The organism is uncultured Corynebacterium sp. (assembly GCF_946998835.1).
Classification (GTDB): Bacteria; Actinomycetota; Actinomycetes; order Mycobacteriales; family Mycobacteriaceae; genus Corynebacterium.
Map to the genome: position 1 here is coordinate 1 of NZ_CAMQAZ010000035.1, position 23,519 is coordinate 23,519.

21 protein-coding genes and 1 riboswitch are annotated in these 23,519 nt (G+C 58.5%); of the genes, 9 read left to right on the plus strand and 12 right to left on the minus strand.

Features of this window, described 5'->3' with window-relative positions:
• Positions 1 to 368: 368 nt before the first annotated feature.
• From Q0U90_RS10225 to Q0U90_RS10240, 4 genes are all read right to left on the minus strand, one after another.
• The gene (locus tag Q0U90_RS10225) at positions 369 to 1,676 is read right to left on the minus strand and encodes a sodium/glutamate symporter (protein ID WP_366516652.1); all 1,308 of its coding nucleotides are present in this window, start codon (positions 1,674 to 1,676) and stop codon (positions 369 to 371) included.
• Positions 1,677 to 1,989: 313 nt separating this feature from the next.
• The gene (locus tag Q0U90_RS10230; RefSeq protein WP_297454601.1) at positions 1,990 to 2,364 is read right to left on the minus strand and encodes a hypothetical protein; all 375 of its coding nucleotides are present in this window, start codon (positions 2,362 to 2,364) and stop codon (positions 1,990 to 1,992) included.
• Positions 2,365 to 2,519: 155 nt separating this feature from the next.
• Positions 2,520 to 3,548, minus strand: coding sequence for a trypsin-like serine protease (locus Q0U90_RS10235; protein ID WP_297454604.1), 1,029 nt, complete (start codon positions 3,546 to 3,548; stop codon positions 2,520 to 2,522).
• A gap of 2 nt (positions 3,549 to 3,550) precedes the next feature.
• Positions 3,551 to 4,507, minus strand: coding sequence for a DUF418 domain-containing protein (locus Q0U90_RS10240; protein ID WP_297454608.1), 957 nt, complete (start codon positions 4,505 to 4,507; stop codon positions 3,551 to 3,553).
• A gap of 212 nt (positions 4,508 to 4,719) precedes the next feature.
• On the opposite strand from Q0U90_RS10240, the gene Q0U90_RS10245 reads away from it, so the two are divergent.
• Positions 4,720 to 5,232: a hypothetical protein gene (locus Q0U90_RS10245; RefSeq protein ID WP_297454611.1), complete on the plus strand. Its 513-nt coding sequence runs from the start codon at positions 4,720 to 4,722 to the stop codon at positions 5,230 to 5,232.
• A 7-nt stretch (positions 5,233 to 5,239) separates the two neighbouring features.
• Here the strand turns inward: Q0U90_RS10245 and hisN are convergent, their stop codons facing one another.
• Both hisN and Q0U90_RS10255 read right to left on the minus strand, forming a co-directional pair.
• The gene (gene hisN, locus Q0U90_RS10250) at positions 5,240 to 6,040 is read right to left on the minus strand and encodes a histidinol-phosphatase (protein ID WP_297454614.1); all 801 of its coding nucleotides are present in this window, start codon (positions 6,038 to 6,040) and stop codon (positions 5,240 to 5,242) included.
• A 10-nt stretch (positions 6,041 to 6,050) separates the two neighbouring features.
• Positions 6,051 to 6,899, minus strand: coding sequence for an inositol monophosphatase (locus tag Q0U90_RS10255; RefSeq protein ID WP_297454618.1), 849 nt, complete (start codon positions 6,897 to 6,899; stop codon positions 6,051 to 6,053).
• 47 nt (positions 6,900 to 6,946) lie between these two features.
• Between Q0U90_RS10255 and prfB the strand changes: the two genes are divergently transcribed.
• Positions 6,947 to 8,059, plus strand: coding sequence for a peptide chain release factor 2 (gene prfB, locus Q0U90_RS10260; protein WP_297454620.1), 1,113 nt, complete (start codon positions 6,947 to 6,949; stop codon positions 8,057 to 8,059).
• A 2-nt stretch (positions 8,060 to 8,061) separates the two neighbouring features.
• Here prfB and Q0U90_RS10265 read toward each other — a convergent pair whose 3' ends face one another.
• Positions 8,062 to 9,114, minus strand: coding sequence for an HNH endonuclease signature motif containing protein (locus tag Q0U90_RS10265; protein ID WP_297454622.1), 1,053 nt, complete (start codon positions 9,112 to 9,114; stop codon positions 8,062 to 8,064).
• 732 nt (positions 9,115 to 9,846) lie between these two features.
• Here Q0U90_RS10265 and ftsE point away from each other — a divergent pair.
• The 4 genes from ftsE (at position 9,847) to Q0U90_RS10285 (ending at position 13,685) form a co-directional block, all read left to right on the plus strand.
• Positions 9,847 to 10,536: a cell division ATP-binding protein FtsE gene (ftsE, locus tag Q0U90_RS10270; RefSeq protein ID WP_297454624.1), complete on the plus strand. Its 690-nt coding sequence runs from the start codon at positions 9,847 to 9,849 to the stop codon at positions 10,534 to 10,536.
• Between the two features lie 48 nt (positions 10,537 to 10,584).
• Entirely contained in the window at positions 10,585 to 11,487 is a 903-nt protein-coding gene (ftsX, locus tag Q0U90_RS10275) for a permease-like cell division protein FtsX (RefSeq protein WP_297454627.1), read from the plus strand.
• 83 nt (positions 11,488 to 11,570) lie between these two features.
• On the plus strand, positions 11,571 to 12,467 hold the full coding sequence (ppk2, locus tag Q0U90_RS10280; protein ID WP_297454630.1) for a polyphosphate kinase 2: 897 nt from the start codon (positions 11,571 to 11,573) through the stop codon (positions 12,465 to 12,467).
• Between the two features lie 90 nt (positions 12,468 to 12,557).
• The gene (locus tag Q0U90_RS10285) at positions 12,558 to 13,685 is read left to right on the plus strand and encodes a 3-hydroxyisobutyryl-CoA hydrolase (protein WP_297454633.1); all 1,128 of its coding nucleotides are present in this window, start codon (positions 12,558 to 12,560) and stop codon (positions 13,683 to 13,685) included.
• Here Q0U90_RS10285 and Q0U90_RS10290 read toward each other — a convergent pair.
• Together Q0U90_RS10290 and Q0U90_RS10295 are read right to left on the minus strand one after the other, a co-directional pair.
• Positions 13,682 to 14,641 (minus strand): MinD/ParA family protein, encoded by a 960-nt coding sequence (locus tag Q0U90_RS10290; protein WP_297454636.1) that lies wholly within the window; start codon positions 14,639 to 14,641, stop codon positions 13,682 to 13,684. The two genes, Q0U90_RS10285 and Q0U90_RS10290, sit on opposite strands and share 4 nt — an antisense overlap.
• 51 nt (positions 14,642 to 14,692) lie before the next feature.
• Positions 14,693 to 15,487, minus strand: a complete 795-nt coding sequence (locus tag Q0U90_RS10295; protein WP_297454639.1) for a YwiC-like family protein — start codon at positions 15,485 to 15,487, stop codon at positions 14,693 to 14,695.
• Positions 15,488 to 15,585: 98 nt separating this feature from the next.
• Positions 15,586 to 15,754, plus strand: a riboswitch (FMN riboswitch).
• A 19-nt stretch (positions 15,755 to 15,773) separates the two neighbouring features.
• Between Q0U90_RS10295 and pnuC the strand changes: the two genes are divergently transcribed.
• Together pnuC and Q0U90_RS10305 are read left to right on the plus strand one after the other, a co-directional pair.
• Entirely contained in the window at positions 15,774 to 16,496 is a 723-nt protein-coding gene (gene pnuC, locus Q0U90_RS10300) for a nicotinamide riboside transporter PnuC (protein ID WP_297454659.1), read from the plus strand.
• 10 nt (positions 16,497 to 16,506) lie between these two features.
• Entirely contained in the window at positions 16,507 to 17,166 is a 660-nt protein-coding gene (locus Q0U90_RS10305; RefSeq protein ID WP_297454642.1) for a hypothetical protein, read from the plus strand.
• Here Q0U90_RS10305 and Q0U90_RS10310 read toward each other — a convergent pair.
• From Q0U90_RS10310 to Q0U90_RS10320, 3 genes are all read right to left on the minus strand, one after another.
• Positions 17,163 to 18,863, minus strand: a complete 1,701-nt coding sequence (locus tag Q0U90_RS10310; RefSeq protein ID WP_297454645.1) for an FUSC family protein — start codon at positions 18,861 to 18,863, stop codon at positions 17,163 to 17,165. The two genes, Q0U90_RS10305 and Q0U90_RS10310, sit on opposite strands and share 4 nt — an antisense overlap.
• Before the next feature lie 66 nt (positions 18,864 to 18,929).
• On the minus strand, positions 18,930 to 20,576 hold the full coding sequence (locus Q0U90_RS10315; protein ID WP_297454650.1) for a peptide chain release factor 3: 1,647 nt from the start codon (positions 20,574 to 20,576) through the stop codon (positions 18,930 to 18,932).
• A gap of 122 nt (positions 20,577 to 20,698) precedes the next feature.
• Complete coding sequence (locus Q0U90_RS10320; RefSeq protein ID WP_297454653.1) at positions 20,699 to 21,592, minus strand: HAD family hydrolase; 894 nt, start codon at positions 21,590 to 21,592, stop codon at positions 20,699 to 20,701.
• Between the two features lie 183 nt (positions 21,593 to 21,775).
• Here Q0U90_RS10320 and Q0U90_RS10325 point away from each other — a divergent pair, with 183 nt between their 5' ends.
• Positions 21,776 to 23,227: a glyceraldehyde-3-phosphate dehydrogenase gene (locus Q0U90_RS10325; RefSeq protein WP_297454656.1), complete on the plus strand. Its 1,452-nt coding sequence runs from the start codon at positions 21,776 to 21,778 to the stop codon at positions 23,225 to 23,227.
• The last annotated feature ends 292 nt before the right edge of the window (positions 23,228 to 23,519 follow it).

Sequence of the window (23,519 nt, forward strand, 5' to 3'; positions counted from 1 at the left end):
GGCACGTTCCAAATTTTCCCATCTACTCAAACGGAACAAAACCTGGGACACTTCAGTCAGCAGGCATAAAGCGGCAATCCTATTAGTGACAACTGGTGAATCGCTTGAGTGATTCACTCGAGGCGCTAATTCTGGTCGATTCGCCGCAGCTGATGTACGCGCGTTCGACTTTCGGTTTCACATTTGGACGAGCTATTCACTTATGGACACGCTGGAGCGCATCGATAGGTGAATCTTGCATCGATAAGTGGGCGCAGCGCTGGAAAGCAGCTGGCCGACATGCTTGGCCAGTCCACGGTAGGGCACAACAGTAGAGGGCGGGAGCAAGTTTTTCCTGTCCAGCCCTCTATACTCGCCCTCTGTAAAAATTACGAAGCCTTGGCCTTTGACTTTTTCAGCCAGATCATCGGTGGAATCAATAGGGCTAGGCCACCGATAAGTGCGACTCCACCGAATAGCCACACCAAACCGGCGATGATTGCGATGGGTGCGAGAATGGCTGCCGCGATTTCGAAGGGTGCGAAGCCCACATAGGCCATACCGAATTCCTCGAGGGTGCCGGATTTCTGCTCCGGATCCACAATCTTCAGCACGGCGATGCCCGTGGCTACGGAAGCGGTTGCCCAGCCCCAGCTGAATACGGCGCGCTCGAACCAACCATGTTCGAAGACTCGTGGTGCGACGTAGAAGAACAACACCAGGCAGAAGGCCAGACCCACGACGAACAGAATGATTAGCGGGACGATATAGGTGGCCACCACTGCCGGCACGATCGACGCGATGCCCACTGCAACCAGGAAGTCCGTCGACGCACCGGAGACTGAACCCATCAACTTCGTATCCAGGTAGTGCGGTGCCTTAATCAGGTGCAGCACACCTACTCCCGCCAGGCCGACGAGGAAGGCCATCGCGAACAGCGGGAAGCTCAAGGCTGGGAAAGCGTCATTGACCCAGTTGGTCAGAATATTCGCCAGGAAGAGCGTCACCACCAGTGCCGCCACGTGCAGCGCGATCGGCTCAATTGAGGACGGGCTCGTGGTCGCGCGTCCCACGCTTGGTCGCTGGCCGGGAAGAGAGATGATGCCGGTACGCATGTCCTCCGGCAGTTTATCCAAGGCGGGCAGCTCGTTGGTGTGCCCCTTTTTTGAACCCCAGCGGGCAAAGATAACGCCACCGACAATTGCGGAAAACATGCCCACCGCGGCGGCTGTAAAGCCCAAACTCGTGGCCTCAGTCATGCCGGCCGAGTCCAGTGCGCCACCAATGGCTGCTGCTACACCGAAACCGCCGACGAAGCCGACGGGCAGCATGATGCCGAACCAGTCCGGGGTATTGAACAGCGGGGCGAAAAGTACCACGCCAAGCAATGCGAAGAAGCCCCACTGCGTCAGGTACATGCCCACGGAATAGGACCACATCGTTCGCGCGCGTTGGCGGACCTTGGCATCGAAATCCATCGTGAATGGGAGAGCACCGAAGACTGCAGCGATGAGAATCGTTGCATAGTCGCCGAAGTGCTCGCTGAACTGGATGATCCCCAAAGCGTTGGGGCCTAGTAGCAAGCCGAGTAGGCCTGCAGTAATCGGAGCGGGAATGAGGAGCTTCTGGAACCAGGGGATGAACCGCCGCATCAAATTACCGATGATAAGCAGCAATGAGATCCAACCGATATCCATCAAGATGTCGAAGGGTGTGTAGCCATCCACGTGAATTGATTACCTTTCTCGTAGGTGGGGTTTCACCAATTAGCAATTACGCGAATCGCATCATCGATTCTTAGAAAAATTGGATTAAAACCATAGGACTACCTCACGATTGTACGTCAGTTACCGAGAGATTTTGTGGCTTCAGTCACTATGGATGTGCTCAGTTGCTGTTAAGACGAAAACAACATGGGGTATTCCCACGCGAATGCGATTTGTGTGCAGATAGCGGTTTGATGGGCCCGGTATTGCCCGAACATCTGCAGCAGCGGAAACGAAGGACGTTTTAGGCCCCGTGAAAATAGGCTTCCTGCAGCCATGCGAGATTTGCGCGGTAGTTCTCTTCTTCGCCGTCTAGGTATGTGCTTTCCATATAGATTAGGAAATCAACCCAGGAGGCCTGCTTGCTGGAAATCCAGGTATTCAGGCTGATTGACGGAGGTAGGAAGATTGTCCATGTCCGGTCTGGGCTTTTGCCAACACTGACTTCGACGGGAAGCTGAGTCCAGTCATGGTCTTTTAGCTGATACTCAATATCGGGCAGGAAATTTGACGAACCTTTTTCACTCAGCAGAATTCCGGAGAAATCCCAGGAGAGCCGAACTACATCAAGCTCTCCATGCTCGTTTCGGCTATTGCGGTCTACTTCTTCGATGGTCACAGCCCCTCGATTCCTTTAGCGCTAAAATAGTGGAAACAATTCTAGTTTGGCCTAAGGGGTTTGTTCGAAGGGGCAAAAACCACCTTCCCAGTCCAACTTTCGGGGGCTAGGTCAGTCTGTTTCTGGGAGGTGGTTTTGGTTGAGGCTAGCCAGCCCTACTGTCGGTCATTCCTAATGCGGGACCAAGCCGCTGCGAGAACTAGGCCAATGCCCGCGATGGCGAGGTAACCCCACATGTGATCGGCACTGGTCTGAATGGTCTTCGGCGGAGCGGGCGTGTTCTCCGCGGTCAGCACACTTTCTGTGTCCCGGCCGGAAGTGATGTCGTCGATCCAGTCAGCCGTGCCAGCAAGTGTAGTGATTGCCGCGCTGGGGGAGGGCAGGTCAGGGTCTCCATTGGAAGTACCGGCGGTAGCGAGCCCCGCGAGCTTTCCATCGACGAAGAATGGGCCACCAGAGTCGCCGCCCTGCATACCTGCGCCAGAGACCGAATGTGCGTCCAGGATGGCGCTTTCAATCATCGGCATCATGGCAGCGTCGGCTGGGATGCTCTCCGTTCCTGCGGGAATGGACTCGGTTTGAGACTCATCTGGCTTTACCGCATCCGGCATGACGGCCCCACCCGGCATAACCTCACCGGGCACAGCTCCACCAGGCACAGCTCCACCAGGAGCAGCCTCACCAGGAGCGGCCTCAGCTGGTCCGCCGCCCAGCAGCTCATTGACGACCATCTTAGTCATCGGAAGCTGTCCGGATCGCGCCATGGATGAGCTGCTGCTCCAACCGTAGAGAGTTCCCGTCTGTCCTGGCGCCGGGGTATCGCGAGAAACCTTCGCCGGGGTTGCGTCAGTGACCTTCTCGGTCAAGTGAAGCAGGCCTGCATCAGACATCGGGGACAGCGCCCAAGAGTCGGCATCGTAGACCTTCCCGCCGATGCGGGCCTGAGTTCCTTCGTTGTTCACCGACTCCAGGCAGTGGCGTGCTGTAAGTACCCATTGGTCGGCAACCAATGTTCCGGTGCAGTCACCAAAGTTGCCGACTTTGCCGATCTTCAGCGCGGCCACGGAACTGCTTTCAGCATTTGCGGGTGCGGGTTCGCCGTTTTCCAATGCAAGAGCTGGAGTCGCAGATAGGAGCAGGGTGCTGCTGACAATTGCTGCGATGGAAAAAGATGTTTTCTTCACGGTTATTTCCCTTTCCCAGAAGGAACAATGGCTTTGATTGCGGTGGCAACGAGTTTTTCAGCAGGGCCCTGTCCCACAAACTTCTTCCAGAGACTTGCGATGACGAGGAAGAATACGATGAAACCTGCTGCGGACAACGTGGAATGCAAAGCCACATTCTGCTGCCAATAAAACGCGGTGAGAACGTGCAGGATGTAAATAGTCAGTGACATTGTTCCCATGGCCGCGAATGGGTAGACGACGGTCGGGAAACGGTCGCCTACGAACAAGCACAAATGCAGCACAATGGCGGCAACAGCGACGGAGAGAATGATTTCTCCGAAGACACCGGTATGTCCGGTAAAGCGGAGCCATCCAGCAATCTCGGGATCAAATCGGAAGTACATGCCGACGGCAGTGATGACAACGCTGACAGCGGTGATGATCCAGCTCAACCGAGCATTAGCGCTGGTCTCGGAGGCGGAAGTGGCTTGCAGGCGACCGCGTAGGTAGACGTCGTAAAGCAGCATGCCGCCAATGAAATATGCGATCCACGCCAGTAGTGGATAAATCTGCGGCAGCGTCATGGGTGCGTACTTAATTGTTGCGGCGATAGTTGCGGCGATGAAGAAGCCGACTCGCCACCAGGTTCCGAGTGCTGGCATCCAGGAAACCAGCATCATTACCAGGCCCATGACAACGAGGACCACCTGAATTTCTCCACCGACCGGCAATAGCGCCAGGCCGATGAGAATGATTAGGGCGCCGCGAGTGATCAGCCGCAAGAAAGTGGTGCTGCTGTAATTTCGGCCGATAATCATCATGGTGGCGCCAGCGATAATGGCGAACAATGACGAAGGCAGGCCAGAGAGCACGACTTTTGTGCTCCAAAGCAGTGAGGCCATATGGACAATGATCATGCCGATGATGGCGAGTGAGCGCGCTATATCGAGCCCCACAATTCGGGAAGGTTTATTCACCCCAGATTTCTCCTTTACTACAACCTATAGGGAGGTGCTCTTTGGTAAAAAGCACTCTCTATAGACGTCTTATTGAAAACGACTTTCTAGTTGTAGCAATCGAATCTGGCAATACATTAAGTGATTATGTGTAAAACACAGTGTTTTGTCTGTGTTTTATCTGGGGAATCTGGCGTGCTCAGAGAGCCCTGAGACACGCGTAACCTGGGGGCATGAGATCCATGCTGACGAGTTTCACCTGGTCCGAGGTGCCAGGTGTCGTCCTCGTGTACCTGTTAATCATTACCATCCCCACTGTCCTCGCATGGGTAGGTACCGCGTGGCTGGCCAAAAAGTACGGTGAGCGCATCGCATTTGGGCACACGGTTTTCGTCTTTGTCGCCGCATTCTTAATCTGCTTTTGTACGCTCGCGTGGACGCTCGAGGGGGAATACGACTACTCGCCGTGGCAGGTTTTCTGCAGCGGCTTTGCGATGGTCATCCTGACTGCCGCTGCCATGATGCGCGTGCCCGCCCCAACTCCGAATCTGCTTCCTACCTGGTGGGCTGCCGTTGCTGGCTACGCCCTGTGCTGGAGTATCATTGCCGGCACCGACGACATCACGGGACTTTGGGGAGTCGGTCTGATCTTCCTGCTTATCGGTCTCATCGCAGGCGTCGGCGCAGTCGTGTGGCTTACGCTGGCAGTCAGGCGGCTATTGGCAAAGGACGGTCAGTCCGTCTGATGTCTGCTTATGCGCCCAGGCGCTTGACGACGGCGTCGTGAAGCAACCCATTCGTCGCAACTGCGTCCCCGCCGTGCGGCCCGTCGACACCCGCTAGAGAAGTGAAGCGGCCGCCAGCTTCCTCTACCAGGATTGCAAGCGGAGCCAGGTCCCACAGGGAAACTTCCGGCTCCGCGGCGACATCGACCGCGCCCTCGGCTACCAGGCAGTAGGAGAAAAAGTCACCGTAGCCGCGCAGACGCCACGCGTCATCGGTGAGCCCGATGAAGTTGTCGCGCAGATTGCGCTCGGCCCAGCCGGTGAGCGAAGAGTTGGAGATTGAGCAGTCTGCGATGTTCGCCACCTTCGAGACCTCAATGCGGCGCTCGGCGACGTCCCGGCCACCGACCTGCGAGCGCTTGAATGCGCCGTCTCCCTTAGACGCCCACCAGCGACGTCCCAGTGCCGGGGCAGAGACCACACCGACAACGGGCTTACCGTCCTCCAACAGGGCAATCAGGGTGGCCCAGACCGGGACATTGCGCACGAAGTTCTTTGTGCCGTCGATGGGGTCGATGACCCACTGGCGGCCCTCAAACACAGCTTCGCCACCGAATTCTTCGCCGAGAACCTCATCGCTCGGGCGTTTTGTCGACAGAATCTCGCGGAGCAGCTTTTCGCACGCGATATCGGCATCGGAGACCGGCGTGAGATCGGGCTTGGACTCGACGACTAGATTGGCCGCCTCGAAGCGGGACATCGTGAGGTCATCGGCTGCGTCGGCAAGCGAGAGCGCGAGGGCGAGATCTTCGGAGTAAGAGGTGGTCATGGCCGAAATTCTAGCGCAGAACCTCGCGCAACTCAGCTACCTGGCCGCTCGAGCCCGCCAGCTTCCACCGGCCGACCGACACGCAGTCGCCGCCCGCGCCCGTAATAAGCGCGTATCCAGGCAGCCAGTCCCAGGCAGCGACGTCGCGCTGGAACCACACGCCAATGCGGCCGTCGGCAACACCTGCCATATCCACCGACGCTGAGCCCAGCATGCGCCAGGTAGCGCTGCGGGACACCGCATCCAACCAGGACTTTGTAGCCGTGACCTCGGATTCATCGCTCGAGCTCACCACTGTGGTGTGGAGGTACGTCGCTGCACAGACTTCCGAGAGGGGGCGGTCAGTGACCCGGAGGTCATCAACAGTGCCATCGAGATTAATACGAGTGGTAGGGAGATTGGGGCCACCAATCCAGCTCTCGCCCGTGGCAGGTCGGTGCACCGCGCCGAGAATGACCTCATCCGGATCGTTCGCATCGCCCATTACCAGCGCCAATGCGCTGCACCAGTAGTCCGAGCCAGTGGTGAAGTTGTAGGTACCATCGACGGGGTCAATCACCCACGTGCGACCCGATTGGGACTCCTTCGCGGACCCCTCCTCGCCGAGGATGCCATCCTCCGGGCGGAGCGCAGCCAAAGCCTCGACGACGAACTTTTCCGCTGCTCGGTCGGCCGCGGTGACGACGTCGGAAAGCGATGTCTTGTACTCCGTGACCAGGCCTTCGCCGCGCATACGAGCGGCGATGGCGGCAGCGCGCTTGACGATTGCCACCGCAATGCTGGTGTCCGATGCAACAATCGACTCGGATACTTGGGAAAGGAAGAGGTCTAGGTCTTGGCTGGCGGTGGATTCAGACATACGTCCTATTGTGCACCGAAACAGGCGGTATAGCTAAGGTAGTACCCGTGAACCCGGATCTGAATGCTGACCTCAAAGAACTCGACGCGACGCTGACCACCATTGAGAAGGTGGTCGATGTCGACGAGCTTTCCGACCGGATCAGGGAGTTGGAAGCCCAAGCCGCCGACCCGTCGCTGTGGGACGACCCCGACCATGCGCAGCAGGTCACCAGCGCACTGTCGCAGGCGCAGGCGAAGAAGAAAAAGATTGACTCCCTGCGCGAGCGCCTCGACGATCTCCCCGTGATGTACGAGCTCGCGGAAGAGGAGGGCGATTCCGATGCCGTCGAGATGGCCGATGCCGAGCGTGCTGACCTGCGCGCCGATATCGAGTCGCTCGAGGTCACGACCATGCTTTCGGGGCCTTACGACGAGCGCGAGGCCGTCATCAACATCCGCTCCGGTGCCGGTGGCGTGGATGCTGCCGACTGGGCCGAGATGCTCATGCGCATGTACCTGCGCTGGGCCGATAAGCACGGGCATAAGGTCGAGGTCTACGACACCTCCTACGCCGAAGAAGCCGGTATTAAGTCCGCTACCTTCGTTGTTCATGGCGAGTACATGTACGGCACCCTCTCGGTCGAGCAGGGCGCGCACCGTCTGGTTCGCATCAGTCCTTTCGATAACCAGGGCCGCCGCCAGACCTCCTTCGCTGAGGTCGAAGTGCTGCCGGTCGTCGAGGAAACGGATCACATCGACATCCCCGAGTCAGATTTGCGTATCGACGTCTACCGCTCCTCCGGCCCAGGCGGGCAGTCGGTGAACACCACGGACTCCGCGGTCCGACTCACGCACGTCCCGACCGGCATCGTGGTGACTTGCCAGAACGAGAAGTCCCAGCACCAGAACAAGGCTTCCGCCATGCGAGTTCTGCAGGCGAAGTTGCTGGAGAAGAAGCGCCAGGAAGAGCGCGCAGAGCTGGATGCCCTCGGCGCAGGCGGCAATGCCTCGTGGGGTAACCAGATGCGCTCCTATGTGCTGCACCCGTACCAGATGGTCAAGGATCTGCGTACCGAATACGAAATCAACAACCCACAGTCGGTCCTCGACGGTGACCTCGACGGGTTCATCGAGGCCGGTATTCGCTGGCGCATGGCTCAGCAGTCCGAAGGAGAGTAGCGCTAGAAGGGTGGTTCGTCTTCGATTTCTCCGTTTCTCTCGTTTTTGTTCATTCCCAGTTCTTCGCGAGCCTGATTTGTCAGCTCCTGTGATTCGCGGAGGTTTTCCAGCCGCTGCTCGTTGTATTCCTTGAGTGTCTGGGCTTTCTTCGTCTTGCGCAGATTGAAGGAGTAGCGACCATGGCCGGAGAGCGGCCCTGATTCTGTGCTGATTAGGGTCGTTTTTTCGGCGCTCTGGTCGGTGGCTGAGGTCCAGTACTCCACGCCGTCGATATCGCGGACTACGTTCCAGAGGCCGGCAGTTTTTAGATTGTGGTGCCGGCGGCACAAGCAATGGAGGTTGGGAGTCTCGGTTTGGCCGCCGTCTTCGGGATTCTCGTGGTTGTACGGCTGAATATGGTCGATGTCGCACTTCGTTGCATCGACATCGCAGCCGGGAAAGCGGCAAGTCCCATCTCTACCTTGTACGTAGGTGCGCTGCCGCTCTGTTGGCGAGTACTTTTCCGTTTTCTCGTCGGCCAGTAGCCGAATGCTGGTGACCCGGTCTAGCCAGGATTCAGTGGCAATCTTGTTAATCCACCCTAGGCCGCCAATCCAGGCCTCCTGAGGCTTGTCTTGGGCTAGTGGGCAGTACAGATTCAACGTGGCCGTGACCTGCGCAGTTCCGTGTAGAAGGTGTGAAAAGGCTTCGACGAAGCCGCAGTCTCGGTCGGCGGTAATCTCTTCTAGGACCTTTTGGAACTCAAGTGCCCGCTCAGGCACTAGGTCCATGGTGACTTCACTGATACCGTCCTTCAGCTCGAACTTTATGGACTCTCCAACTTTCTGTTCGATGCCTTTTTGAAACGAAGTGATTGGCGGATCGTACTCATTCTTGGGCCGCAAGAGAGGGCAGACTTCGTTAACAAGTCTTTGAATATTCTGCTGGAGGCTTCGGACCCCGCGGAGCACCTCACCATTGATTCTCGGCGTGATTAACTCGAGAAGATTATCTTCGAAGTACCTCACAGTCGAGGGATCATCCAGTGGGAGGATGGCCGAGGCGATAGCGCGCATGTGGGGCAGCGGTAGTTGTGCTCGCTTTAGTAGGAGCTCCTTTAACCGAGGGAGTCGCTCTAGTTGCATTCCAACGTCGATGTATTGGAGCGTTCTCGCGCGTGACATGCCAAGTGCGGGAGCAATCTTAGCGATGTAATCTTCGACATCTTTTGATGAAGAAGGCGGAACGCAAGCAAGCGCAAGCTTTAGGTCAGCTCGATTGCGTTCAATTCCAAGGCGAGCCGGTGCTGCTTGAGATATTTCATGGTGAAAGCGTGGAGCTGTCGCTTCCATTGCGGCTGCGTAAGTGCGCTTCCGCGGTATCCGTTCCCCGCTGGCCATTGTTCAATCCCCCTGAAAGATAAGGCCTGGACGCTGATAGTAAGAAGATGTGGAGAAAGTATGTTCGACTAACTTAAGGTGGCTATCCCCAAGCTTTAAAGCAGCTTAGGTCTGGTATTGCGTGCTCTGGGATTCTGTTTAATTTGATCTTTCATAAATAGCCCTAGTCGAACAGGTGGGCGAAAACAAGGGTTTTGTGAAAAGTTTTGGGAAAATATTGTTGATGCGCCTCGCGGTCTGTGTTGTTGTGGGTGCTGCACTGGCCACTTCTGCACTAGTCACCCTTGCGCTAGCTCTATTTGCCTGCGCCCCTCAAGGGCGCCGCCGGTGTCCTGCGCTACACGCCGATGTCCCGTGTTGTATATTTCAGAGTGACTTGAGTGGCTTAAGTGGTTAGAGTGTCTAGTTATGATCACTTTCGACGGGGTTACCAAGTCCTACTCGACTTCTAGCCGACCAGCTCTCGACGACGTTTCAGTCCATATAGATAAAGGTGAATTTGTCTTTCTTATCGGACCGTCGGGCTCTGGTAAGTCGACGTTCCTGCGCCTTATGGTGCGTGAAGAGAAAGTGGATTCAGGAAAATTAACGGTCGCAGACCATGATCTGACCAAGATCTCTCGCCGCAACATTCCGAAGTTGCGCCAAAAGGTGGGTTACGTCTTCCAGGACTTCCGCCTTTTGCCAAAGAAGACCGTGTACGAAAATGTCGCCTTCGCGCTTCAGGTGATTGGTAAGTCGAAGGCGAAGATTGACAAGGCTGTTCCGGAAACGCTGGAAATGGTCGGCCTCGCAGGTAAGGAGAACCGCTACCCGCACGAACTGTCGGGTGGTGAGCAGCAGCGCGTCGCCATCGCGCGCGCCTTCGTAAATCGCCCGCTCATCCTGCTTGCCGACGAGCCCACCGGCAACCTCGACCCAAGCACCGCCGGTGACATCATGCTCTTGCTCGACCGCATCAATCGCATGGGCACGACGGTTATCGTGTCGACTCACGACAGTGATGCCGTGGACTCCATGCGCCGTCGTGTGCTGGAGCTGGAGTTGGGACGTCTTGTGCGTGACGACGCCACGGGTGTTTACGGCCTGAACAATTAGCGGATAGTCCACCGGTAGAAGAACTCATTCGAAAGGTATTACTGACCTATGAAGACTCGCTTTGTCCTCGGTGAGGCTTTCTCCTCCTTGGGCCGAAACGTGACCATGACCATCGCCATGATCATTACGACCGCAGTGTCATTGGCGCTGCTCGCAACCGGCATTCTAGTGACAGAACAGACCAGCCGCACGAAGGATCTCTATCTCGATCGAGTGGAAGTTCAGATCGAGCTGAGTGAAAAAGTCTCCGCCGAAGATCAAACGTGCTCCTCGACGGAGTGTGCTGAGGTCGTCGATAAGCTTGAAGGAACTGACGGCGTCGAATCTGTGACATTCCGAAATCGTCAGCAGAACTTTGACCACTTCGTGGAGATGTTCAAGGACAGTGACCCCGTGCTCGTGGAAAACGCGACGCCGGAGTCGCTGCCGGCTGTCGTGATGGTGCGCCTGACCGATCCGACAGACGTCAGCCCGCTGGATCCGATTCGGGAGTTGCCACAGGTCGACCACGTCACTGACCAGCATGAAGAGGTCGGAACTGCGGCGCAGAACTTGGATTCGGTGCGAAATGCGACCTTCCTGCTGGCGGCAGTGCAGGCCGTTGCCGCGGTGTTCCTGATTGCGAACATGGTGCAGATTGCGGCGTTCTCGCGTCGTAAGGAAGTTGAGATTATGCGCATGGTCGGTGCCAGCCGATGGTTTACGCAGGCGCCGTTCGTTCTTGAAGCTGTGATTGCGTCGCTGATTGGTGGACTGCTGGCTATCGGCGCGCTGTTCCTGGGTAAGGCGACGGTCATCGATCCAGCGCTGGGCAACCTGTACAAGGCACAGCTCCTGGCGCCGCTGACCAACGGTGATATTGGTGTGGTGGCGCCGATTGTGGTCATTATCGGCATGGTCTTCGCAGGCCTTGTTGCACAGGTCACGCTGCGTCTTTACTCGCGTGACTAGGGCCCCAATTAGGTTTGCGATTAGACCCCTCGGTTAAACCCGGTGAATAGGGTCAGGGCAGAGTGCCGGGTAAGCTGAGGACTATGAATAATGACGACGTTCAGCGCCCACCGAAGCTCGACAAGAAAGCTTATGAAGCCGAGCTCAAAAAGCTCCAGGCAGAGCTCGTCGAAATGCAGCAGTGGGTGGTAGAAACCGGTGCCCGAATTGTCATCGTGATGGAGGGTCGTGACGCTGCCGGCAAGGGGTCGGCCATTAAGCGCATCACGCAGTACCTGAATCCCCGTACCTGTCGCATTGAGGCTCTGCCGGCTCCGACGAGCCGTGAGCAGGGTCAGTGGTACTTCCAGCGTTATGTTGAGAAGCTGCCGACTGCCGGCGAAATCGTGATTTTCGACCGCTCCTGGTACAACCGCGCCGGCGTTGAGCGCGTCATGGGCTTCTGTACTTCGCAGGAGTACCGTCGCTTCCTGCACCAGGCTCCAATCTTCGAGCGTCTGCTGGTTGAAGACGGCATTATCCTGCGCAAATACTGGTTCTCCGTGTCGGACGAGGAGCAGGTTGCTCGCTTCAAGTCCCGTCGTGAAGATCCGCTGCGCCGCTGGAAGCTCTCGCCGATGGACCTGGAGTCCATCACTCGCTGGGAGGACTACTCCCGCGCTAAGGATGAGATGTTCATCCACACTGATATCCCGTCCGCGCCGTGGTTCACGGTTGAGTCCGAGGACAAGAAGCGCTCGCGTATCAATGTCATCAACCACCTGCTGACCACCATTCCGTACGAGCACATTCAGCGGGATGTTCCGGAAATTCCAGAGCGTCCGGAGTCTGAGGGGAGCTACGAGCGTCCACCGCGCACTGAATTCCGCTATGTGCCGGACGTGGCCGCGAAGCTCGAAGCTGACCGTGTGAAGGGTGCAGGCAAGTCCGGTAAGAAGGGCAAGAAGCACAAGAAGGACAAGAAGAGCAAGAAGAAGTAGCTTCGTTGTTCAGGCAGTTCTAGCCGCCGTCAGTCGTTCCATCAAGTCAGAGCCTTTCCATAGATAGTTATCTGTGTCACACTGGGTGGCATGACTGCTACTGATAACGGTTCTGGCACTGCACGCATCGAGGTCAATGAGCCAAAGGTGCTGCGAGAAGTCCACGGGCGATCAGGTCACCTTCGGCTGAACAGGCCGAAGGCGCTTAATTCGCTCGATTTGGATATGGTCACCGAGGTCGTCGAGGGGCTCCGCGCATGGCGTGACGACGACCCGGTGGATCACATTGTTGTTTCATCCGGTCACCCCAAGGCGTTTTGTGCCGGTGGTGACGTGCGCGCAGTTCGGCAGGCTGTGCTCGACGGGTTTCCGGAGCGGGGGGAGAAGTTCTTCCGGGACGAGTACGAGATGAATGCGTTGATTGCGGATTTTGCGCAGTCGAAGCCGTATATCTCGATTATTGATGGCATCGCCATGGGCGGTGGCCTCGGCGTTTCTATGCATGGCTCCCACCGAATTGTCACTGAGCGAGCCAGCGCATCCATGCCAGAAATGGCGATTGGCTTTGTTCCCGATGTGGGAATTACGCACTTTTCGCAGCACGTGAGCACACGATTAGGGGGTCCTTCGCCGGCGATTGCTCGGTTTGCAGGATTGACCGGTTACCGCCTAACTGCGGCGGACATGCTGTGGGCTGGATGGGCAACACATGCGGTGCCATCCGCGCAACTGGAGGAATTTGTCGCGACACTGGATCGCGATGGAATTGATTCGGCGCTCGCGGAGTATGCGCTCGATGTGGACTCGGCTGAGGCTCGCGAGCTGCTCGGGGAACCGCAGTTGGCCGAGTGGAGCGATTGCATCGAGGCCTGCTTTGGCGCTGATACCTGGTTGGAGATTGAGCGTGCTCTCAATGAGGCCGCTGAGGCTGGCGCTTGTGCCTCGTCAACAGTGGAGACCTTCCGTGACCTACTCGAGCCCGCTAACCCCGAGAGCCTCGTGGCGGCAGTGGAGCTGTACGCAGCGAACGCTGGTACGGAGGTTTCGCTGCAGGAAGCCCTAGATCGGGAGATGAAGCTCGGCGCTTACTTGCGTCAGCACCCGAATTTTGCCGAGGGCGTGCGTGCGGTGCTGGTAGATAAGGATCGCAATGCCTCCTTCAAACCCGCCACTGTGCAGGAGGTTGATGTCGAGGCGATTCGGCAGCATTTGCCTTAAACAAAGCTGTGGCGGCCCGTCGTCGGTGCGAAGTCATCGGCAATCATGGCAGCCAGTTCAAGGTAGCTCTGGGCAGTGGCGGGCCGGAGGCTGTCGAGCTCGATACTCGCGCCGTTGGCGATGTGCGGGTCATAGGGAATGACCTGCACTGCGCGGCAGCGCTGGGCAAAGAGCTCGTGCACGGACTGCGCTGAAAGCCCCTGCTTGGATAGCTGGTTGATGACCACAACGGTAGTGGAGACCAGCCGCTCGAACCCGTGCGCTGAAAGCCAATCCAATGTTGTCCAGGCACTCTTCACTCCGTCCAGTGCGGGCGTGGTGACCAGCACAAGGCAGTTAGCTGAGGACAGGATTGAGCCTGCAATGGGTTGCATGAGGCCGGTGCCACAATCGGTCAAACTCACGTTGTAATGCCGCCGAAGGATGTTGAGGGCTGCACAGTATTCGTCGTCGGTAAGCGCGATCGTCGAGGTCGGATTCTGATCGCTGCCGACCACCTCTAGGCGTGATGGCGTGTGTGAAGTGTATGCGCGGACCTGCGCGTATTTGTCCGTATCCGGGGCATGCAACAGGTCGCGAATAGACGCTGGGTTGGCCGAGGTCACACGCGCGCCGAGCGTGCCGAAGTCCGGGTTCGCGTCGATGGCGACGATGCGATCACTGCGAAGGCTCGCTAACGTAGCACCCAGGCACATGGTCGTCGACGTCTTGCCGACGCCACCTTTCACACTGATGACGGCGATGTTGTAGTCGCCGTAGATGGGCTGGCGCACCCGCTCTATCAACTCGCGTTGCTTGCGTGCCGACGACGATTCCCGCGGCGAAATCGTGCCCCGAGTGGCCTTGTGCACCCAGCTGCGCCAACCCGATTGTGCCGCCGGCCGCGAATTCAGGCTAACCGCCAAATCTGAGACCGAAAGTGCGTGGTTTGCTGTGTGGCTGGTGGTGGAAGTCATAGACCTCATCCCCTCCCCAAAAATCCCCAAAGTTTCTCCCCGCCGTTGTTTTTACCACGCAACTAAGACCACGGCGACTCCAAAGATGGCATCGAGGATTCCGACCTGTTTGGGAGTCCACGGCTTAGCGCGGCGGGCGCCCGAGATTGGCATGGCAAAAGACCTGATGAGAAGCCCAATTGCGACGATGGGTACGCCGATGCTGATGAGGCCACGGTCACGGAGAAGGAGCCACCCGATGATGGCCGCAACGGTGATGACAGCGTGGTACGTGACCGAGCCGATGAGCCAATTCCGGTTGCCGCGCTCGCGAATCAGGGTTTTCACATATGGCACGGTACCGACGAAGTAGCCGGCATAAATGGCTGCAATTGCCCAGGCTTTTGGAGTTGGGCCGGCGATGATTGGCACCATGAGACTGGCGGCCAGGACGGTGGAGACCCCAGATAGGAGTGAGCGCGGCCTGCGCTGATAGGTCTCCCAAATAGCGATAGCGGCAAGAGGGGCAATGAGGGCGGCCCAGATGAGGAGGGAGACGTCGGCAAGCAGCGTGAGACAGCCGGCGACGGCGGTCAGGGCGGTGTATGTGACGGCGGGTGCGAGGTGGCGGCGTTGGCGACGTGAGCGGAGCCAGACGCTTACTGCGAAGAACGCGAAGTAGCCAAGCAGCCAGGTGGCGGTGACGGAAAGTCCTGTCCACGATGGGTTGAGAGCGAGGGCCGTCAGCGGGGGAATGGTGACCATGAACCAGGCGCCGTGCTGGTCAGGAACCCAGCCGGCGGAGCGCTTGCGGCGGGAGGGGCGGGAAGGTCTGGGCTGGCGGGGCTTTGAGCTCATACTACGCATTGTATATGCGCAATAAGTGGGGGGGGTAGTTTGAGTTTGGACAGAAGCTTATTGAATAAAATGCACATGCGCGCAAGACGGCAGTGCTAACGTTGAATTCACATTCTCAGGGCGAGGTGAAATTCCTCACCGGTGGTGAAGCTGCGGCAGAAGCAGACGAGTCCACGAGCGCTCTGCCTGCGGCCAAGGGGTCGTCAGGTAGGGGACAAGCAGATTTCGGTTGGAATCCGAAACCGACGGTCATAGTCCGGATGAAAGAGAAGGAGTTGAATAATTCGTGGAATACGTGTCGGATTTTTTGGTCGGTTTCCTCACTGCACAGCTCAGTGTGGCGGGAGCGCCAATCCTAATTCGTGAAATTGTCGGTAACCTCTTCGGTCTGGCGTGTGCCTTTTTGGGCATGAAACGCAAGGTATGGGCATGGCCGGTAGGCATTATCGGAAATGCGCTGCTGTTTACCGTATTCCTGGGTGGAGTTTTCCATACGCCGCAAAATCTTGATCTCTATGGCCAGGCTGGGCGTCAGGTCATGTTTATCATCGTCAGCCTCTACGGGTGGTTTAGCTGGGTCAAGACCCGCAAGCAGAGCAATGACGAGGCTGCAATTGAGCCGCGGTGGGCGACGACATCGGAACGCATTGGGATGGTCACGGTAGCCATCTTCGCCACAGTGATCTGCGCGAACGTATTTCAGGCGCTGGGCTCGTGGGGGCCGTGGGCCGATGCCTGGATCTTCGTTGGCTCCATGCTGGCCACCTGGGGGATGGCCCGCGGTTGGAACGAGTTCTGGCTGATTTGGATTGCGGTGGACGCCGTGGGCGTACCGTTGCTACTCAAGGGTGGCTACTACCCGTCGGCGGCGCTATACCTCTTCTACGGTTGCTTCGTTGTCTGGGGCTTTGTTTCCTGGATTCGCCTCGAGCACCAGCACGGCGATAACCATGGCGCTGAGCAGGATGAGAGCTCCGAGAACGACCAAGTGCCCGCTTTGGCAGCAGCCGAGCGGTAGGATAGTCCAGGTGAGCTTCCGACCAGATAACTCCCGTACCAACCGCGCCCATCAAGCCGAAGAGCGTGCCCGCAGTCTCGTGCAGGACGTCCTCGACCGCGAGGAGCGGGTACGCAACAATCTGGCCAGCGCTGATGTCGACCCGTGGACAATGCGTTTCGTCGTCGACGAGTCAATTTTGGAGGGTGCAATTGTCACCTGGCGCAACGAGGCCACCCGTGCCCGTCGCATCATGCGCCGCTACGACATCCAGCGGGGCTACCGCGAGAAATTGCGCGAAGTGGAAAAGCGCATCGACGCCATGTTGCACCTCGCGGAGTCATTGGAGGAATCGTGGGACGCTGCAGCGCACGCTTCGAAGAGGCTTTCCGACGCGGAGGCCCGCGATGTTGCCGCCTTCGAGCGCGAGCGGGAGCGGCAAAATGACGCGGCAGAGTCCAAGCGTCAGCGCGAGGAGAAGGTCCGCAAGTTGCGTCGGAAAGCGGAAAATGTCGCTACCGATGCGTGGGATGCGGGCCGTGACGCGCTAGAGAAGCTGCCGCCGCTGTCGTCTTCGTTGAAAGGCATTGCGTCCAAGTTCCGTTCCCGGGGCTCGAATGAGGAACCGCGCGAGGTGCGGCGGGCAACCGCTCGCGACCTGCGCAAGGAGCCTCCACTGCCGGAGGACTAGGGCTGCTCGGATTTAGCTGCCTGAACCACTTCGGCGAGCTTGGAAATCTCCTCGTGCGAAGGCCTAACATCTGGGTGCGTACGGCAGTAGTCCAACAGCAAGTAACCGGCCGTGCGAATGCGACGGTGTCCGTCCCAGTGCGGGGCGGCGATATCAGGGTCGTTGGTGGCTAGAGAGGAGATGGCCTGGCGTTCGCTGAGCAGCTCGTATTGTAGGTCACGGCGAATCTCGAGCGCCTGATTCGGGGTGCCAGTCAGAAGCGCGCCCAAAAGGGTACCCATCTGCCGATAGCAGCGTGGAATGTGGCGCAGGTAATGCTTCTCTATGCTCTCGGTTGGCCAGAAGTGCAGAACAGCGAGAGCCAGCGCGCAGGCGATACCGACTTCCAAAACACGATCGGTCACAATCGGTGCGAGCTCGCCAGCAACATTTCCGCCCAGCAGCAGAGCCAGCGGTGTGGTGACAACCGTCGTCAGGGCATAGTTTTTCACTACGAGAATCTCTGCGCCGAACTGGCAGGCAGCAAGCGCGATAAGCAGCGTCCAGCTGTCGAGACCAAAGGAAAAGAGCAGCGCGTAGAGGAAAATGCCGATAATCGAGCCCACCATGCGGTGAAGTCCGCGAATCGAACCAGCGGTGCGGTCGGGGCCCCATTGCAGAATCATCAATGCGCTGACAACCGCCCAGTCAGGCCGGTCGAGGCCGACTAGCACGCTGATGAGGCCGGCTAAGCCGCCGGTAATGGCCACCTTTGCCGCAGTCATCGACGCATGGGAATAGCGATCGACAGAGCGGAAGATTCGGTAACCCACACTCGGTCGCGCGAGCGGAATAGTTGTCTGAGTCTCGTCGAAGAGGTTAGGTGTATCCACGATGTCGACAGCACTGCCATGCACGCCCAATCGTGCGCGGATAGCAATTAGGCGCTGATGAGCAGCAATGACTCGGTTGACCAGTTCCGTATGGGAGGGCTTGACGATTTTGCTGCCACGGATGATGCCTGCGTCGGCAAGCGATTCCCATGCGTCGGTGAGTGCAGTTTGCGCCTGGTGATGAACGGCAAACGATGTCGAGTCTGACTTTTCCATCGCCTCGATGGCTGATTCAAGGGATTGGACGGCCGCCATCTCGGGGCCGTGCGGATTCCACAACCGCGGTGCCATTCCGATGACTATCGCGGAAAGCACACCAACGGTAGCCCACAGGGCGGTTTCAACCGGGTTGAAGCCAAGGCGGGCGACCATTGTTGTGCCGCCGGAGACCATCACAATAAAAAATGAACCCGGCGGTGGCAGGCGCAGTGCGTTTTGAATAAAAGCGCCGACGGTAGCTAGCGCAGTGGTAAAAGCTGCGATGAGCAGCAGCCACAGATTACTGCCCCCGGAAGCAATCTCGCTGTGTACCACTGAGCCGACAAAACTGCCGGACATAACTCCGGCGATTAGGCACAATCCGGCGATGGCCATCACGCGCAGACGGCTGTGGTACGGGTGGCCTTCGCCGTAGATGACCACGCAGCCACCAGCAGCGATAAGGAGCATCTCCGAGCCATGTCCGGTGAGAAGTGCCACGGCACCCGGCAGGAATAGCGCGAGTGCTGCGCGGAGGGCACCTGGCCATCTCTGAGCCCGCGAGTGGAAGGCAGTAAAAAGCTGCCATGCACTTGGTTGTGGAGGAAGCTCAACCGGTTGGCTCAATGTTGGTGAAATCTCCTTATCTATATTGGGTTGTTATTGGGTTGTCGCTGTAGGCGGCCGAAAACTCTAGTCCGCGACCAGCGTCTCGAGCGTGAACTCCGGGTGCTCCTTCTCAATGAAGGACAGTTTCCACTTGTCGCCGAAGAGCGCGATGAGGGCGCCGTCGGAACGTGTGAAAATCTCCACGCCGCGCTGCTTGGCTAGCTCCGGCGCGGTCTCTTCGTCCGTGCGGCGGGCGACGGAGTAGGGGATGGGCTCGGCAATAGTCTCGACGTTGTACTCGTTTTCCATGCGCGCCATCATGACCTCGAACTGCATCGGGCCAACAGCCGCCATCACCGGGGCGGCATCGCCGCGGGCATCGTTGCGCAGAATCTGCACCACGCCCTCGGCATCGAGCTGATCGACAGCCTTGCGGAACTGCTTGTACTTGCCCAGGCTCTTGGCACGCAGGGTGCGGAAGTGCTCCGGTGCGAACTGCGGCATCGGCTTGAATTGAACCTTGCGGCCCTCGTAAATCGTGTCACCCGGCGCCAGCGAACCTGCATTGACCAGGCCGACAATGTCGCCCGGGTAGGCAGTCTCCACAGTCGACCGTGTCCGACCGAATACGGTCAGTGCGTACTTCGTGGAGAAACTACGTCCCGACTGCGCATGCGTGACCTGCATACCGCGGTCAAACTCACCAGAGACAACGCGCATAAACGCCAGCTTGTCGCGGTGGTGCGCATCCATGCCCGCCTGCACCTTGAACACGACACCCGAGAAGTCATCTGTTGGTTCGCGCTTTTCGACGATAGCTCCCTGGCCGCCAGCCGCAGCAGCGGCAACGGCAGCCGGGTCGGACTCGCGGGCGCCAGGTGCCGGAGCCAGTTCGCAGAGAGTGTCCAGGATCTGGTGGACACCCCAGTTCAGCATGGCAGAGGCGAAAATCACCGGAGAGGTGTCGCCGGCCAGGTACATCTCCTGGTCGTGGTCAGCGCTATCGGCCGAGAGCAGCTCGGACTCCTCGGCGGCGGTCTCCCAGGCATCGCCCTGCTCAGCGGCGGCCTCATCTGGGGTGAGGTGCCGCTCAGCGGCAATAGTGGCACCACCGGCGGTGCGCTCGAAGCCGATGAACTGCTTGGCTTCGCCGTCCTCGCCACGCTCCAGCAGACCGCGGAAGTTGCCAGCTTCACCGACTGGCCAGTACAGCGGGGTCGGCTGCAGGCCAATCTCCGCGACAATCTCATCCATCAGTTCCAGGGGAGCCTTACCCGGGCGGTCCCACTTGTTGATGACGGTGACGATGGGAATTCCGTTGGACTTACAAACCCGGAACAGCTTCAACGTCTGAGGCTCGAGACCCTTGGCGCCGTCGACAAGCATGACAGCGGCGTCAACGGCGGTGAGCACACGGTAGGTGTCCTCGGAGAAGTCGGCGTGACCAGGCGTATCGACGAGATTGATCATGTAGGGTTCGCCGTCGTGGCCCTCTGGCTGATATTCGAATTGCAGCGCGGAGGAGGCAATCGAGATGCCGCGATCCTTCTCCATGTCCATCCAGTCGGACACGGTCGACTTACGACCGGCCTTGCCGTGGACGGCGCCGGCTTCATTGATGACGTGGGCATGCAGCGCCAGCGCCTCGGTGAGCGTGGACTTACCGGCATCCGGGTGTGCGATGACGGCGAATGTGCGGCGGCGTGCGGCTTCTTCGGCGAGAGTGGTCACGGGGAGACTACGCTTTCCTCAAAAAGAAAATCGGAATAATGGAATCGGGTTCAACCTTTCTAACTTACCGCTCCAGTGGGGTAAGTGGTCAATTACGGTTGGAGATGGTGTTGGGGACAGCGCTAAAGATTGAACAGCTGGCGCAGCGTCGTGATGACACCTTCTTCCGCGTTCGACGGTGCGATGTCGGTAGCGCGACGCTTGATTTCAGGGTGCCCATTGGACATGGCAAACGAGCGGCCTGCGTGGTCGATGAGTTCGAGGTCATTCAGGTAGTCAACGAAGCAGACCGTTTCGGCGGGCGAGACACCGATGGCCTCTTGCAGGGCGGCGAGTGCGGTGCCCTTATTGGTGTTGGCGTCGATGAGATCGACCCAGTGCTCGCCGGAGACGACCGCGCGCAGGTGCTTGCTCTGGGAGCGCAGGTAGTCGGCGGATTCGTCTTCGACGGAGTAGGGATCAAAAGCCGCGATCTTGACGATGCCATCCTCGGCAGCAGCGGCGATGACATCGTCGACCTTCTGCAGCTTCAAATAGTACTTGGCGGCCTCATCGAACTGCAGCTGCTGGACTTCCTCCGGGATATTGAAGTGCGGCGGGAAAAACTCCACGTATGCGCTGGCAGCACCGCAGATAATAACTGACAGGGGAGTGCGGCCCGCCGCCACACGGTTGTCGTTGAACTGGCGGATAGCGTGCACCAGCTGAGTGACGATGTCGTGGTCGATACTGGTAACCGAGACCACCTCGCCCGCATCCGCGACATAGTTGCCGTTTTCCGCAATGATTGGGATGCGGTGTGCAATGGGGGCGAACTGGTCGGCCAGAGTGGCGTACTGGCGGCCCGATGCGGGAGCGAAGTGGACACCGCGGTCGAGCAGTTCGGTGACTACCGGCCAAAAGGAATCCGGGATTTCCTTGTCTTCATTTAATAGAGTCCCGTCCATATCCGTGACTACAAGGCGGTATGGCGGCTGGGCGGGAGATTGCTGCTGGATATCCAGGGGTTCCGTCATGGCTTTAATTCTAACGGGTAAGTAGGGTTCACTTTTCTTCCTCAGGTCGCCTCCCCGCGCCTCCCCCGATTGGGTGAAAGCTGGGCCACAATACGGGGTACCCAGTTGAGGGCGATAGCCGGTGAACGGCGTGTGCGGGGTATTTTGAGGGGGAACTCATATTCATTTAAGCCAGGAGGATTTATGTCGGATTCGGCCCCCATCAAGCGCAATGACTGGAATGAGCGCATCAGCCTTGCAGAGCAGATGATCCCCCTCCTGGGACAGCTGCGACGCAACAACGATGTCGTGACTTCAATCTTCGGCCGCCGACTGGAAAACGTCACCGAGACCGGCATCATTAAGTCGCACCGCTACGCCCGTCGCATTACCTCGCAGGAGCTGCCTCTGAGCCAGACTCTGCCGATTCTGCAGGAACTGGTGAAGATGGATCTCGGCACCGCCTCCATCGACCTGGGCGCCCTGGCTACCAGCTTCGAAGAGGAAGGCGGCGACCTGCGCGCATTCCTCGAGCGGGAGCTTGCCGAGGTTATCGGTGCCGGGACTCACACCCCGAAGACCGACATTGTCCTCTACGGTTTCGGACGCATCGGTCGTCTGCTGGCCCGCATTCTGCTTGCTCGTGAGGCACTGTTCAACGGCCCGCGCCTGCGCGCGATTGTGGTTCGCCAGAATGGTGAGGACGACATCGTCAAGCGTGCTTCGCTGCTGCGCCGTGACTCCGTCCACGGTGCATTCGACGGCACCATCTCGGTTGACCGCGAAAACAACATTATTTGGGCAAACGGCACCCCGATCCAGGTCATTTATTCCAACGACCCGGCAACTGTTGACTACACCGCCTACGACATTAACGATGCGATTGTCATTGACAACACCGGTCGTTGGCGTGACCGTGAGGGACTGTCGCAGCACCTTCAGTCCAAGGGGGTTTCCAAGGTTCTGCTCACCGCGCCGGGCAAGGGCGATGTAAAGAACATCGTCTACGGAATTAACCACAGCATCATCGAGGAGTCTGACAGCATCTTGTCGGCAGCCTCCTGTACTACCAACGGCATCACCCCGGTGCTGAAGGTCGTCAATGACAAATGGGGCGTCGAGTTCGGTCACGTCGAGACCGTCCACTCCTTCACCAATGACCAGAACCTGATTGACAACTTCCACAAGGGGTCCCGCCGTGGTCGCGCAGCCACCCTGAACATGGTTCTCACTGAGACTGGTGCCGCAAAGGCCGTCGCCAAGGCTCTGCCGGAGTTCGAGGGCAAGCTGACCGGTAACGCCATCCGCGTTCCCACCCCGGACGTTTCCATGGCGGTGCTGAACCTGACCCTGGACACTGAGGTCGACCGCGACGAGGTCAACAACTACCTGCGTGAGGTTTCCCTGAAGTCCGTCCTGCGCCAGCAGATTGACTACATCCACTCACCAGAAGTGGTCTCCACTGACTTCGTTGGTTCCACCCACGCTGGCATCGTCGATGGTCTGGCTACCATCGCCAACGGTAAGCACCTAGTGCTCTACGTCTGGTACGACAACGAGTTCGGTTACTCCAACCAGGTTATCCGCATTGCTGAGGAGATCGCCGGTGCTCGCCCGCGCGTCTACCCGAAGCGTAAGCAGATCGACGAGCTCTAAGTCGGCGGTCCTGGGCTTGAGCTGTCGAGCCCTCGAACGCCTTCTTCCTCCTCCTAAACCACGGGGTTTGAGGCGATGGGGAGGGCAGGGGGGAGGGGGACGGAGCTTTCGGTGCGGGAGGCCGCTATCGCTTACCGCTGGTGGACCTGGTTCTGCGCGGCTTCGGGCGCTGTTGGGCCGAGGGGTCGGCCGCCACTCGGTCCCGATCCGCGTGGGGTCCCTATGTGGATTGTCAATAGTCAGGCGGGACTTTCACGTACATCGTATGGGGGTGTAGCCATGACTAATCGCC